The sequence below is a fragment of the bacterium genome (assembly GCA_022616075.1).
GTDB lineage: Bacteria > Acidobacteriota > HRBIN11 > JAKEFK01 > JAKEFK01 > JAKEFK01.
The window spans coordinates 1-12571 of sequence record JAKEFK010000287.1; the positions used below are offsets into that span (position 1 = coordinate 1).

12 protein-coding genes are annotated in these 12571 nt (G+C 48.7%); 3 read left to right on the forward strand and 9 right to left on the reverse strand.

Going from position 1 to position 12571, the window contains the following annotated elements:
- From L0156_23325 to L0156_23365, 9 genes are all read right to left on the reverse strand, one after another.
- A partial coding sequence (locus L0156_23325) for an aminotransferase class III-fold pyridoxal phosphate-dependent enzyme (protein ID MCI0605929.1) occupies positions 1–255 on the reverse strand: 255 nt, incomplete at its 3' end.
- Between the two features lie 490 nt (positions 256–745).
- Positions 746–1261: a transposase gene (locus tag L0156_23330; protein MCI0605930.1), complete on the reverse strand. Its 516-nt coding sequence runs from the start codon at positions 1259–1261 to the stop codon at positions 746–748.
- A gap of 112 nt (positions 1262–1373) precedes the next feature.
- Complete coding sequence (locus tag L0156_23335) at positions 1374–2840, reverse strand: aldehyde dehydrogenase family protein (protein ID MCI0605931.1); 1467 nt, start codon at positions 2838–2840, stop codon at positions 1374–1376.
- Between the two features lie 98 nt (positions 2841–2938).
- Positions 2939–4003, reverse strand: coding sequence for a spermidine/putrescine ABC transporter substrate-binding protein (locus tag L0156_23340; protein MCI0605932.1), 1065 nt, complete (start codon positions 4001–4003; stop codon positions 2939–2941).
- Positions 4000–4779 carry an ABC transporter permease gene (locus L0156_23345; protein ID MCI0605933.1) on the reverse strand — a complete coding sequence of 260 codons (780 nt, stop codon included), beginning with the start codon at positions 4777–4779 and terminating at the stop codon, positions 4000–4002. The genes L0156_23340 and L0156_23345 overlap by 4 nt, the downstream gene beginning before the upstream one ends.
- Positions 4776–5693, reverse strand: coding sequence for an ABC transporter permease (locus tag L0156_23350; GenBank protein ID MCI0605934.1), 918 nt, complete (start codon positions 5691–5693; stop codon positions 4776–4778). Before L0156_23350 ends, L0156_23345 begins: the two co-directional genes overlap by 4 nt.
- 71 nt (positions 5694–5764) lie before the next feature.
- The gene (locus tag L0156_23355) at positions 5765–6829 is read right to left on the reverse strand and encodes an ABC transporter ATP-binding protein (GenBank protein ID MCI0605935.1); all 1065 of its coding nucleotides are present in this window, start codon (positions 6827–6829) and stop codon (positions 5765–5767) included.
- Positions 6830–6914: 85 nt separating this feature from the next.
- On the reverse strand, positions 6915–8462 hold the full coding sequence (locus tag L0156_23360) for a glycosyltransferase family 39 protein (protein ID MCI0605936.1): 1548 nt from the start codon (positions 8460–8462) through the stop codon (positions 6915–6917).
- A 125-nt stretch (positions 8463–8587) separates the two neighbouring features.
- On the reverse strand, positions 8588–9505 hold the full coding sequence (locus L0156_23365) for a PDZ domain-containing protein (protein ID MCI0605937.1): 918 nt from the start codon (positions 9503–9505) through the stop codon (positions 8588–8590).
- A 68-nt stretch (positions 9506–9573) separates the two neighbouring features.
- On the opposite strand from L0156_23365, the gene L0156_23370 reads away from it, so the two are divergent.
- The 3 genes from L0156_23370 to L0156_23380 all read left to right on the forward strand — a co-directional run bounded on the left by L0156_23370 (position 9574) and on the right by L0156_23380 (position 12404).
- Positions 9574–10443 carry an MBL fold metallo-hydrolase gene (locus L0156_23370; protein MCI0605938.1) on the forward strand — a complete coding sequence of 290 codons (870 nt, stop codon included), beginning with the start codon at positions 9574–9576 and terminating at the stop codon, positions 10441–10443.
- Positions 10444–10989: 546 nt separating this feature from the next.
- Positions 10990–11595: a helix-turn-helix domain-containing protein gene (locus tag L0156_23375; protein MCI0605939.1), complete on the forward strand. Its 606-nt coding sequence runs from the start codon at positions 10990–10992 to the stop codon at positions 11593–11595.
- Positions 11592–12404, forward strand: a complete 813-nt coding sequence (locus tag L0156_23380; GenBank protein ID MCI0605940.1) for an SRPBCC domain-containing protein — start codon at positions 11592–11594, stop codon at positions 12402–12404. The genes L0156_23375 and L0156_23380 overlap by 4 nt, the downstream gene beginning before the upstream one ends.
- The last annotated feature ends 167 nt before the right edge of the window (positions 12405–12571 follow it).

Sequence of the window (12571 nt, forward strand, 5' to 3'; positions counted from 1 at the left end):
AGTTATCCGATTGAGCTTTTCGGCAAGCGCTATATAACTCTCGTACATTGCGACGCTGAAACACGTGTGCGTGAACCGTTGGAGTTGTTCAGAAGCGGCGGCAACAACATCTGGATTGCAGTGCCCTACGTTTATGGTTCCGATACCGCCGGCAAAGTCCAGCAACGTGTTCCCATCTATGTCGAAAAGGAGCGCTCCTTCAGCGCGCTCCGCAAAAATAGGGGTCGCGTTGTAGACCCCGCGCGGAACGCTCATCTGGCGGCGTTCGAGTAGCGCAAGCGAGCGCGGGCCGGGCACAGATGTCTTTAGTTGAATAGATTTCGCCATTTAATTCTCTTTTGGTTTGGTGCGTCTCAGCGGACGCAAAAGAGCGTCTTCGCGTTGACGAGTCCTTGCATCTATGCGTAAATGCGCGACTCGAGGATGAGAAGACGATTGACCGCTGGACGCTATCGAACCGATTCGTTCATTCCTTTTCCAGCGCTTTCAATTATACCACAATCTGATAAGTACTGTTTTTGCAGATACTTGTAGATACTTGTAGTGGCAGAGCATTTTCCATTCAGCGTGTATGCTCAATCTTCGTCGAACTAACTTTGACCTTTCTCGAAATTAGTCTCGCTGTGAAAATGCTCTGCTGGTCTCAGAAGGAGCAGAGCATTTGCTCGGCTCAAGTTTTTCTGTGCTGTTTCAAACGTCGATGGTGTTTCTGACCTATTCACTGCAATGGGCAAATGCTCTGCCACTACAAGCTTGGACCATATTTTTCTAGAATCTCCCAGATCTTTTCGTCTGTCAGGTGTAGCTCGGCTAGTTCAGCATGCTTATGCCACAGAATTGGGTTCAATGAAATATACAATCGGATTAGATTCAACTCTTTTTCAGTTCTGATGATGCGCTCAAAATAATTTTGTTGCCAAACAGTAGAGCGCAGTTTCCGTCTATTGTTGATTTTCCTTGTGGAAACTGATTTGAAATTTTGAATCACTGAGAACAATTCGACCGTGCCGGATTCAGTTAACTGGATGATACCATGTATATGATTCGGCATAATTTTGAAAGCATCCAGCCGTACATTCCTGAAATGCTTGGGAATGTCGTCCCAACAGTACTGAACGATTTGTCCGAAAGACGTGAGGTTACTCCCAGTTTCATCGATTTTCGCTAAGGTATGTTGTTTGAAATGCGTACATATCGTAAGGAAATAGTAGCCTGCAGAGGAATAGTCGTAGCCTTTTTTGCGAATGGACTTTCTAAACATTCTCTCTCATGAAACTTGCGCAGAGCATTTGCTTGCCGACAATTTGTTTGTGCTGGTCGTGACGATCTTGGAATTAGCGAACCTGTTCACGACAAGGGCAAATGCTCTGCCACTACTTCTGCCACTTATACGGATACCAGTAGGACTTTGGCTCGATCTTGTAGTCTAGATGGACATGTTTCACGTCGCGGAAGTTCTCAAGGCCGTCGGTGCCGAGTTCACGATTCATTCCGCTCATCCGCATCCCGCCGAAAGGTCCCGCGTCATTGTCCGTCAGAGGATCATTAATCCAGAACGTGCCGGCGCGGATATTCTCCATTGCATACATGGCATATTCCATGTTGTTCGTAAAGATGTTCGCTCCGAGACCAAAATCCGAATCGTCGGCAAGCCGAACTGCTTCTTCAATTCCGCTTACAGCCATAATGGGAGCAATCGGTCCGAAGGTTTCGGTCTTCATGATCTCCATGTCGTGATTCACATTGGTGATCACGGTGGGCTGGTAGAAAAAACCGCGATCGAATTTCTCAGGCCTTTTTCCCCCGGTCAAAAGGGAAGCGCCTTGTTTGAGAGCAAGGTCCAACTTTTCTTCAACTTTGCGGCGCTGGTTTTCATTGATCATCGGTCCTAAATCCACATCCGGTCCCAATGGATTTCCGATTCGTAAAGACTTTGCAAAGGAAACAAACTTATCCAGAAATTTATCAGCGACGTTTTTGAATACATAGATCCGTTCAATTGAAGTACAAACCTGACCCATATTCAGGTAGCACGCCCAGGCTGCGCCGTTTACCGCCACATCGAGATCCACATCATCGCAAACGATGAGTGGATCATTGCCGCTCAATTCCAGCGAAACCTTTTTCAGATTCTCAGCTGCCTGAACAGCAATTTTTCTTCCTGTGTGTACGCCTCCGGTGAAAGCGATCTTGCTCACGCGGGGATGTTTTACTAGTGGCTCGCCCGCTTCAGGCCCATATCCGCTGATAATATTGATCACTCCCGGTGGAAATGGTTCGAACATTTCCGCAAGCGCAAGCGTGGAGAGAGGAGTGTGTTCCGAAGGTTTGATGATAACGGTGTTGCCGGCCACCACAGCAGCGGCCACTTTCCAGCTCATCAGCAAAAGGGGATAGTTCCACGGGACGATGCAAACGACCACTCCATAAGGTTCCTTCACGGTGAAGTTGATCTGGTGCCGGAAAACAGGTGAGATGACCTTCCCTTTGGAATCGCGCCCAACTTCCGCATAGTAATCGAAACAGGCGGCAACCCATTCGATTTCGTCCATATTTTCGATGAGCGGTTTTCCACCTTCGAGTGTCAGCAATCGTCCGATCTCATCTCTTTTGGCGCGCAAACGTCGCGCGAATTCATGCATCATTTCGGCGCGTTCCAATCCTGGAGCAAACCTCCATTCATGAAACGCTTTCCATGCTGCTTGCACCGCCCGGTCGGCGTCAGCTGCATTCCCTCGCGGCGCATGATCGATCACTTCTTCGGTGGCCGGATTGACTACGGGAAAAGTTTGGCCTGATTCGCTGTCTACATGTTTTCCATTGATCCAATGTCTGAACATAAACTGCCTCTCTTTTTTGAACAGAAGTTCGCAAAGGACGCAAAGATAAAGAATCCTTTAGTTATTTCTTTGCGATCTTTGCGATCTTCTGTTTAAAATTAACGTGATTTGATTTCGGTCCAGTAACGATCGAGAAGCGTGCTGGTTTCACCCAGATCTTCCAGAAATTCGCAACTGGCGAGTGTTTTGTCATCCGGATAACGGGCCGGATCCTTCAATATCTCGGGTTTTATGAATTTTGTAGCTGCCTCATTGGGACTTGGATAACCGGAAATATTTGTGATTTCTGCGGCAATTTCCGGATTTAAACAAAAATTCATGAACGCGTACGCTTCTTCCAGGTGTTGAGCTCCTTTGGGAATGGCCATGTTGTCTACCCAGATCGTGGAGCCCTCTTTGGGCACGACATACGCAAGATCCTTGTTTTGATCGATTGCCTTTGCCAGCTGGCCGCTCCAACCGTGAGAGAGCCACACATCGCCGCTGAGCAAAACTTCATCAAAACTCCCAGAGGTAAAGGTTTTGACGATCGGCTTTAGCTGGATCAATAGATTCCTGGCTTCTTCTAGCTCCTTTTGATCCTTTGTGTTGATCGAATGTCCTTTCCATTTTAGGGCCGCGCCGAATACTTCGCGGGGATCATCCAGCAATGAAATGCGGTCCTTGTATTTGGGATTCCATAAAATCGACCAAGAATCTACCGGCTCTGTGACTTTAGTTTTGTTATATCCGATCCCGGTTGTGCCCCAGAGAAAAGGAATCGTGTGTTTATTGTCTTTGTCAAAGGGCAAATTCCGAAACCTGCTACTTAAGTTTGCAGCCCCGGGTAATTTCGAATGATCCAGCTCCAGTAATAGTCCCTGATGGATCAGGATCCGCGCCATGTAATCGGATGGCACAACCAGATCATATTCAGTCACGCCCGATTGCAGTTTTTCAAGCAGAGCTTCATTGGAATCGTACGTATCATACCGGACCTGAATTCCGGTCTGGGTTTCAAATTTCTTGACGGTTTCATCGGTAATATAAGCTGACCAGATGTAGAGATTGAATTGTTTTTTTGCTGTTTTGGATTCCTTCCCCTTACACGCAATAAACAGTGACAACGTAGCGACTAAAGTCGCTACTACCAGCCCGCGGACCGGGATGATCTTTTTTATCATTTCTCTTCTCTCTGCAATCGGTCTGATATTACGATCAACAGAATCGTTGGAATCAGTAATAAAGTTGAAATCGCGTTGATTTCAGGAGTGACTTTTGTTTTCACCATGGAATAAATCTGTAACGGCAAAGTCGTGGATCCGACTCCGGCAACAAAAGAAGTAATAATGTAATCATCGATCGAAATCGTAAACGCCAGCAATGCTCCAGAAATGATTCCAGGAGCGATCACGGGAAGCGTGACTCTAAAAAAGGTTTGAAGCTCATTGGCGCCTAGATCCATCGACGCCTCTTCGAGCGTTCGATCGAATCCTTCGAGCCGGGCCCGAACCACTATGATGACATAGGAAATGCAGAATGCGATGTGAGCAAGAATTACCGTTGCCAGTCCTAGCTTGAACCGTATGAATCCAAAGAAGATCACCAGGGAGGCCGCCATTACGATCTCTGGAATAATTACAGGAAGATAAAAGAGGCCGTCCAGGACTCCTTTGCCGCGGAACTCAAAACGCTGCATCCCGAGAGCCGCGATCGTTCCGACCACGGTAGATGCGATGGTCGCTGTAAGAGCCACAATCAAAGTGTTTTTCAACGAACGGAGGATCAATTGATCCTTAAGCAGAATCTCATACCATTTCCAGCTGAAACCTTCCCAGATTGCATAACGGGAGCTGTTGAAGGAATAAATAACAAGAATGACAATCGGCGCATAAAGAAAGAGGTAAACAAAACTCGACTCTGAAAAAAGAAACCATCGGGAAAGTTTTCGGGTTCTCATACAAAAATTGCCTTTTCCTTTCTGGTTGAATAACGCGCGTAAAAGAAGAGCAGCACCAGCACAAAAGCAGCGAGGCCAAAGCAGATGGCAGAGCCAAACGGTTTATCGCGCGCGATCATGAATTGATTCTGGACGAGATTTCCAACAAGAATGCTTTTTGCGCCTCCCAGAAGATCCGGTGTGATGAATGCTCCGATGGTTGGAATGAAAACCAGAATAACTCCAGCGAGTATCCCGGGCAGAGTTGCCGGGATTGTAACTTTTACGAAGGTCCAGAAGGCGTTCGCTCCAAGATCGCTTGCGGCTTCCAGCAACGCCGTGTCCAGTTTCTCAATGGACGCATACAACGGCAGAATCATGAAAGGGAGCTCGCCGTAGACCAGCCCGAGCATCACCGCGAACTCAGAATACAGAAGCGTTTCAATAGGGGCGTCGATCCAGCCGAGCGCGATCAATCCATGATTGATCAGTCCTTCGCTGCGAAGAATCACAATCCATGCGTACGTTCGTATCAGAAAGGAGGTCCAGAAGGGGACCACCACTAATGTTAGAAGTGTATTCTTCCAGGATGGTTTTACTTTCAATGAAATGTAATAAGCAATGGGATATCCGATCACGAGACATAAGAGGGTTGTGATAACCGCCATCCATAAAGAGCGCGCGTAAATCTCCAGGTAAATGGGTTCAAAAGAGCGCACATAATTCGAAAGCCATTCAAAAGAAGTAAGGTATTGTCCCAGATCGTCGATTGGCTTGATCAGTCCGTAGGTTCCTTTTTGAGCAAAGCTGTAGACGAGCATGATCAAAAGGGGAAAAAAGAAGAAGACAGTGAGGATGGCTAACGCTAAGAAGATCAGAGCATAGGGGCGCAACGAGGGAAACCTTTGAAAGACTCTGATCAGTGCTTCTGACATATTAAACAATGAAGCGCCGACGTCTCGTCTGCGCAGGCTGCAGGCAGGACGCCTGCACTACTTGGTTTACATCACTTCTCTAATATCACTGTATGTTTTGGGTTCCAGGACAGCACCGCGTGATCGCCGCGGGAAAATCTGCCGGCCTCTTCCACAACTTTGCTGTTTTGCTCAACGACCGTGTACTTTTTTCCGTGATATTCGACAACCCAGCTCGTATTGGTCCCTTGAAAAATTTCATCCACAACCGTTACAGGTAAACAGACCCTGCCCGCAATGTCTTGAGCGCTCAAAACCATCTTTTCCGGCCGGACAGTGAACCGGATCTCCCCGCTCTGTTTGTTATTTTCTATGGAAAAAGAGCGGCCATCAGGGAGCTTCATTTGTCCATCGGATAGAGCACCCTCGAATATATTAGTAGCGCCGATGAAGTGAGCGACAAATTCGGTGCGCGGGTGCTCGTAGATCTCGCTGCAGCTCTTGCCCACCTGTTCAATCTGTCCGTGATTCATCACTGCAATCCGGTCGGACATTACAAGCGCTTCCTCCTGGTCATGTGTTACAAAAATAAAAGTGATCTTCAGTTGTTCCTGAAGATTTTTCAACTCCACCTGCATTTCTTTCCGGAGCTTCATATCCAGGGCTCCGAGAGGTTCATCCAGCAAGAGAACTTCCGGATGCATCACAAGAGCTCGCGCCAATGCCACGCGTTGCTTCTGTCCACCGCTCAGCTGGGATGGGCGGCGTTTCTCGAAACCGGAAAGCCGCACCAGATCGAGCGCCTCTGTAACCGTCTTCTTGATTTGATTTTTCGGCGTGCGTTTCCGTTCCAGGCCGAACGCGATATTTTGAAAAACATTCATGTGCGGAAAAAGAGAATAATGCTGAAATACTGTGTTCACGGGACGTTTATAGGGCTGTAGGGGCGCGACATCCTGTCCGTTAATCAGGATTTGTCCTTCAGTTGTCTCTTCAAAACCGGCAATCATTCGCAATAGTGTGGTCTTTCCACAGCCGCTAGGACCTAGCAAAGAGAAGAATTCACCTCTTTGGATGTCGAGAGTGACTTTATCTACCGCGGTGACTGTTCCGTATTTCTTAGAAACCTTTTGAATACTCAGAACAATGTCGTTCATCTTGTAACGCCGGCTTCCAGCCGGCCCGACTTCTACGCTGGAGACTTTTGCCGGCCGGAGGCCGGCGTTACAAATTTTATAACAATTACTTTGGATGCAACTCTATGATCGCCTTTTCCTTGCCTTGTAAAACCGGTCCTATTCTCCAGAAATCGGCTCGCTCCATCCATTGCAACTCTTCGCTTTCCGCAAAGACATGCGCCTCCCCCTGCTGCATCATATAACGGTGTAGCTGTGATGCGCTCGTAAGGTTTAGCGGGTAACCCTGCGGGGTGAGCTCCATTCTTCCATTCGTGTAGAAGAGGGGACTGAAATCATACACATTGTAGGGCACCAGTTTCCGGTTTTTCTCCGTTTGATGGCTCCATTCTATAGAGAGCATTTTCGAATCGGACCAGGGTAGCTGGGGATAGATGACATACTGAAAGAGAATCATCGCTGAGAATAGTATCAGAACATAGAGAATCCACGCTGCTGTCCTTTTTTTTTGGATCAACAAGAATGCGCTAAGAACCGATAAAAAGGCGATGATTCCCATCATTACGAAAAGGGGCTGCAGCGGAACAGAATACTTTTTTGCTCCCCAAAAAAATGCCCCGATTAACACGATCTGCAGAAGGAAGCTTAGCAAAACCAGCTTGAGCGGCTTCTGCAAATTGGACAATGCGAGGCCCCCGAGAATCGCAAAGCCCGGAATGGCAGGGAGGATGTAGCCTGGAAGTTTGGATTGTGAAAAACTGAAAAAAATCACAGGGCAAAATAACCAGCAGAGCGCAAACTTGACCAGATCGGAGTCTCCATTCAGTTTTGCTGAAAAGGGCGCAAAACTCCATGGATAAGTTCCAGCGAGAAGCACCGGCAAGTAAAAAAAGAATCCCTGCGAACGATGATAGTAGCTGCTGGTGTAACGCACGAAATGGTGCTGATAGACGAACTCATCCCAAAATCGAACGCCGTAAATGAGCGACACAGGTACAAACCAGATTGCAATGACTCCAGCCGTGATCAAAGCCCCCTGAACAGGCTTTAGCGCGAACAGATTCTTCAAGCGTCTTGTGATGATGAAATATACGAGCATCGTGAGCGCGATAATGATGATTGCAACGAATCCCTTTGCCAGAACTCCTGATCCTATAAAGGCGTACATCAGGTAAAGCCACAGAGTCTTTTGAGGAAAGTGTTCGTGCAGCAGATAACAGCACAACGCACCATTCACGCAAAATGCGAGAAGCATATCGAAGGTCGCCGCGTGAGAAAACCCGATAAAGAATGTGGTAGAGGCGAGAACAGCAGAAGCCAGAAGAGCTTTCGTTTTCCCGGCGATTCGCCGAATCGTAAAGTGCAAAAATGCGATGGTGCCAGTCGCTACGAGCACGGAAGGAAGTCTGGCTGCAAACTCGTTCACTCCAAAAGCTGCATAGGCGAGCGAAATCAGCCAGTAAAGCAGCACTGGCTTTTCAAACCAGGCAAAACCACCAAGACGCGGAACGAAGTAGTCGCCCGTTTCGAACATTTCGCGTGCCACCTGCGCGTACCGTGGCTCGTCCGGTCCGAGAAAAGGAAGCTGCCACGTCCCCCACAGAAACAGAATCAAACAGCCTGCAAAAAGAAGGATGGTATGGCGCCCCGTCATGGAGCATTAGCATAACACGATGCGAAGAGCCCTAGACAACAGAAATTTAACGCAGAGACGCAGAGACGCAGAGATTAAAAATCTTTTTGTTTTTCTCTGCGTCTTTGCGTCTCTGCGTTTAAGCGCTAGTCGCTTTCGCGTAGTTCTTTTTTCAGTTCTCTCATCTCCTCTTTCAACTTTTCCATTTCGCGTCTCAGTTCTTGCATCGATTCACGAAACTCGGGATTGTTGTGCAGATCGCGCAGCTCGCGGAACTCCTGTAGCTTAGGCAGATCCCGAAGCTCACCCAATTCTTGCAGCTGAGGAAAATCGAAGCTTCTCTTTTCCGGTTTTACTGTTATGTTTTGAACTTTTCCATGACGCAGAATCGTTAAGCTTGCAGTGTCTCCTTCTTTCACTTCCTTCAAAGCATCCCGAACATCTTCGTCCGTTGCGACCTTCTCTCCATTCAACTCTGTGATCACATCACCTGATTTCATGCCACCTTTTTCTGCCGGACTGTTCGGCTCAACGCGCGCAACGAGAACTCCCGCTCCCGGTTGAGTTTGGAAATATTTCGCGAGATCTGCATCCAATTCCTGAAGATCGACTCCGATATAATTTCCACCGAAATGTGAGAACAACGTCATTTCCCGTTTTTCCGGCATTACGGAAATGTTGAGCGATTTCCCGTCGCGCAAAATGCCGAGGGCAATTTCCCTTGGATTTTCAAGATCACGCAGCGGTTTTCGAATATCTTCCTCGGACTCTACCTTTTTGCCGTCTATGCTGACTATGATGTCGCCATCTTTCAGGCCGGCTTTTTCTGCGGGTGAGTCACGCAAAACCCTCTCGACCTTAACACCCGAATCACCTCTCATGTGAGGACTTACTTCCGACAAGACAACACCCAAACGGTAATGGTTACCGGCAAACGCATAAGCAAAGGCGTCTCTCATTGCCTTTCTTTCAGGGCGGGAAGGGGGATCAGGATTTGTGAATGCCCGGTTCGCCCCCAAACCTAGGATTGCAACAGAGAAGATAATCAACCAGAATTTCTTCATATTTCCTCCTTTCATCGAATTGGACGCAGGATGTGACGTTTTAGTTCTATTCATTTATATTTTCCTTTATGGCATTGATCGGATTAAGACGGCCGGAGAACGCGCCCGGAGATTTTTTCGTCGATTCTACCTGCATTGACTGCGATTTGTGCAGGCAGATTGCCCCGCAGGTCTTTGTGGCAGGCGGCGACCAGGCGATTGTGCACGCTCAGCCGGCGGACGAGGAATCGGAATTTGCCGCGTTGAAAGCACTTGTGACCTGTCCGACCGCATCGATCGGTGATCTCGGGCATCGTTCGGCTAAAAAAGCTGTGAATGCTTATCCGGAAAAAATCGAAGGTGAAGTGTATTTTTGCGGTTTCGCTTCCGAATCTTCGTACGGCGCTTCCAGCTATCTGATCGTAAGACGGGACGGAAATGTCCTGGTAGATTCTCCGCGGTTCGCGAAACCACTCGTGAGAAACATCGAAGCTCTCGGTGGAATTCGCCACATCTTTCTGACGCATCGCGATGATGTTGCCGATCAGGATTTGTGGGCGCGCCATTTCGGAGCGAGTCGCATCATGCATCACGATGATGCCGGCAGGCTGCGAAGTCAGATCGAGCACCTCATCGCGGGGAATGATGCTGTTTCTTTTCGTGACGACTTACTGATCATACCGACTCCCGGTCACACAAAAGGGCACATGGTGCTTTTGTACCGGAATCGCTTCATGTTTACCGGTGATCATCTCTGGTGGTCGCCCAATTACAACTCGCTTCATGCATCGCGCGGCGTTTGCTGGTATTCCTGGCCAAATCAGGTCGATTCGATAAAGCGTTTGCAGAATTTCAGCTTTGAATGGGTCCTACCGGGTCACGGCCGTCGCCTCAACGCACCGGCCGAAAAAATGCAAGCCTACCTCGCCGAGTGTATTCACCGACTCAGTAGAAATTAGTCTACAGTTTTACGGAACCGGCCGGAATGCGCGGCATGGATCAACCGGTGAAAATTTTTGAAGCCAGATTCGAGCTTTGCGGCCAGTCAGAACGCCGATTTTTGTATCAAGCCCGCTGTCGACCGGTGTGGTGTTGTAGATTTCAGCCGCGTTGCGCCATAGATCGAGTGGCTGGTACTTGCTGAGACTTGCCTCGCGAAAAATGGTGTCATTTGAAAAACGTTACTGAGATCTGCTCCCCTTTTGAGTTCAGGGCGGTCAAAACACCTGCAGAAAAGTCAATGAGACGATAGACAGAACCGGTGGTGCAGCCGTCGCATGGCGCAGTTTCTGGTGACGCTGAGGCAGACGTGGTCTGACTGCTCACATGCATCCCAATGTCCGGTGTGGAGGACTGTGTCATCTCCCGCACGCTGCAGCCGGTGCAGTGACCAGGAACATTTGAATTAAGCTGCCCAAAGTCCTGTCTACCATTCGGCACTACGACCGCGGGTCCGCTCAAAATCCGCGATTGACAAAAAAAATTGTCAAGGCTATTATAACAGCATGCTCGACGTAGAAGTGATTGAAGATGCGCAGGCCGCAGCCGTCGCACTGGATCCGATCCGCAGCAGAATTCTTTCCGAGTTAGCGCAGCCTGCTTCAGCAGCATCCCTCGCCGGCAGGCTTGGTCTTGCGCGACAAAAAGTGAACTACCATTTGCGGGCATTGGAAGAAAATGGGCTTGTTCGTGTTGTAGAAAAGCGCAAATGGGGGGGGTTGACAGAGCGTTTGCTGGTGGCAACTGCTGCCAGTTATGTTGTTTCTCCGGTTGCGATGGGTCAGGTGGCTACAGATCCGTGTCGCTGCAAGGACCGGCTCTCAGCGCGCTATCTGATCGCGCTGGCGGCACGAATGGTAAGGGAGGTAACAAGCCTCTTACGACGTTCTGATGAAACGGGGAAGCGACTGGCCACACTTTCTATAGACACAGAAATTCGATTCCGGAATGGATCCGAACGTGCAGCATTTACTGAAGAATTAACCCGGACTATCACTCAACTTGCCTCGCGGTACCATGATGAGTCGGCGCCAGGAGGTCGTTCGCACCGAGTAGTGATTGTTTCCCATCCGTTGCCACAAGAAGCCGACTCAAAGGAGGAAAAGTTATGAGTGTAAAGAAAGAACCATCGGGGCGTCGCTCGGTTCAGGTAGAAGTGGAAGTTCCTGGAACACCTGAAGAAGTATGGCAGGCGATCAGCACGGGTCCAGGAATTTCATCCTGGTTTGTTCCCACTGAAATGGACCAGAATGTGGGTGGCAAAATCACAATGAATTTTGGGCCCGGCATGGATTCCGTCGCAACGATCACAGCGTGGGAACCTCCTGTGCGATTCGCAGCCGATAGTCATCATCTTGGGGAGAAAGCACCAGCATTTGCTACAGAATGGTTTGTGGAAGCTCGCTCCGGAGGAATGTGTCTGGTGCGTGTTGTTCACAGTCTTTTTGCCGAAAACGCTGATTGGGATGGAGAGTTGGAAGGTACCGAAACAGGTTGGCCGGTATACTTCCGTGTACTTCATTTGTATCTCAGCAAGTTCCGTGGAATGCATGGAAAATCTATGGTTGCTATGGGACATTCCGATAATCCAGAACCTCAAACATGGAATCAATTCACGAAAATGCTGGCATTAACCGGTACAACAGCAGGGCAAAGAAGCGAAACAGGATCGGGCGCTCCGCAATTATCAGGGATTGTGGAATCGAACACGCAGCATCCACCTTCCGTGGTGCTTCGACTGGATAAGCCAACTCCTGGTATTGGGGTGATCGGGGTATCCGATTGTGGAGGAAGCATTCTGTTATCTGTATCACTTTATCTGTATGGTGATGGAGCGGCCCAGGCAATCAAAAAGCAAGAATCCGCCTGGCAGGACTGGCTGAACCAACACTTCCCGGCGCCGGCCCCATCCGCTCCGTAATGTTTTTGAATTCAAATGATAAGGGCGGGTCTTAGACCCGCCCTTACTGATTCGCTCCACTACAACAAGCGAACTAGTCGTTATCGACAATTGTGCCGATAACGCTTGTATCATTAGCAACAAGTCCTACAGGATTCGCCAGTTGAATCTGGAAAGACTCATTATTC

What these genes read in the sequence shown, in the direction of transcription:
- L0156_23330 (MCI0605930.1), bottom strand. Translation starts at nt 1,261, where the DNA reads ATGTTTAGAAAGTCCATTCGCAAAAAAGGCTACGACTATTCCTCTGCA.
- L0156_23340 (MCI0605932.1), bottom strand. Translation starts at nt 4,003, where the DNA reads ATGATAAAAAAGATCATCCCGGTCCGCGGGCTGGTAGTAGCGACTTTA.
- L0156_23345 (MCI0605933.1), bottom strand. Translation starts at nt 4,779, where the DNA reads ATGAGAACCCGAAAACTTTCCCGATGGTTTCTTTTTTCAGAGTCGAGT.
- L0156_23350 (MCI0605934.1), bottom strand. Translation starts at nt 5,693, where the DNA reads ATGTCAGAAGCACTGATCAGAGTCTTTCAAAGGTTTCCCTCGTTGCGC.
- L0156_23380 (MCI0605940.1), top strand. Translation starts at nt 11,592, where the DNA reads ATGAGTGTAAAGAAAGAACCATCGGGGCGTCGCTCGGTTCAGGTAGAA.
- L0156_23355 (MCI0605935.1), bottom strand. Translation starts at nt 6,829, where the DNA reads ATGAACGACATTGTTCTGAGTATTCAAAAGGTTTCTAAGAAATACGGA.
- L0156_23365 (MCI0605937.1), bottom strand. Translation starts at nt 9,505, where the DNA reads ATGAAGAAATTCTGGTTGATTATCTTCTCTGTTGCAATCCTAGGTTTG.
- L0156_23360 (MCI0605936.1), bottom strand. Translation starts at nt 8,462, where the DNA reads ATGACGGGGCGCCATACCATCCTTCTTTTTGCAGGCTGTTTGATTCTG.
- L0156_23370 (MCI0605938.1), top strand. Translation starts at nt 9,574, where the DNA reads ATGGCATTGATCGGATTAAGACGGCCGGAGAACGCGCCCGGAGATTTT.
- L0156_23335 (MCI0605931.1), bottom strand. Translation starts at nt 2,840, where the DNA reads ATGTTCAGACATTGGATCAATGGAAAACATGTAGACAGCGAATCAGGC.
- L0156_23375 (MCI0605939.1), top strand. Translation starts at nt 10,990, where the DNA reads ATGCTCGACGTAGAAGTGATTGAAGATGCGCAGGCCGCAGCCGTCGCA.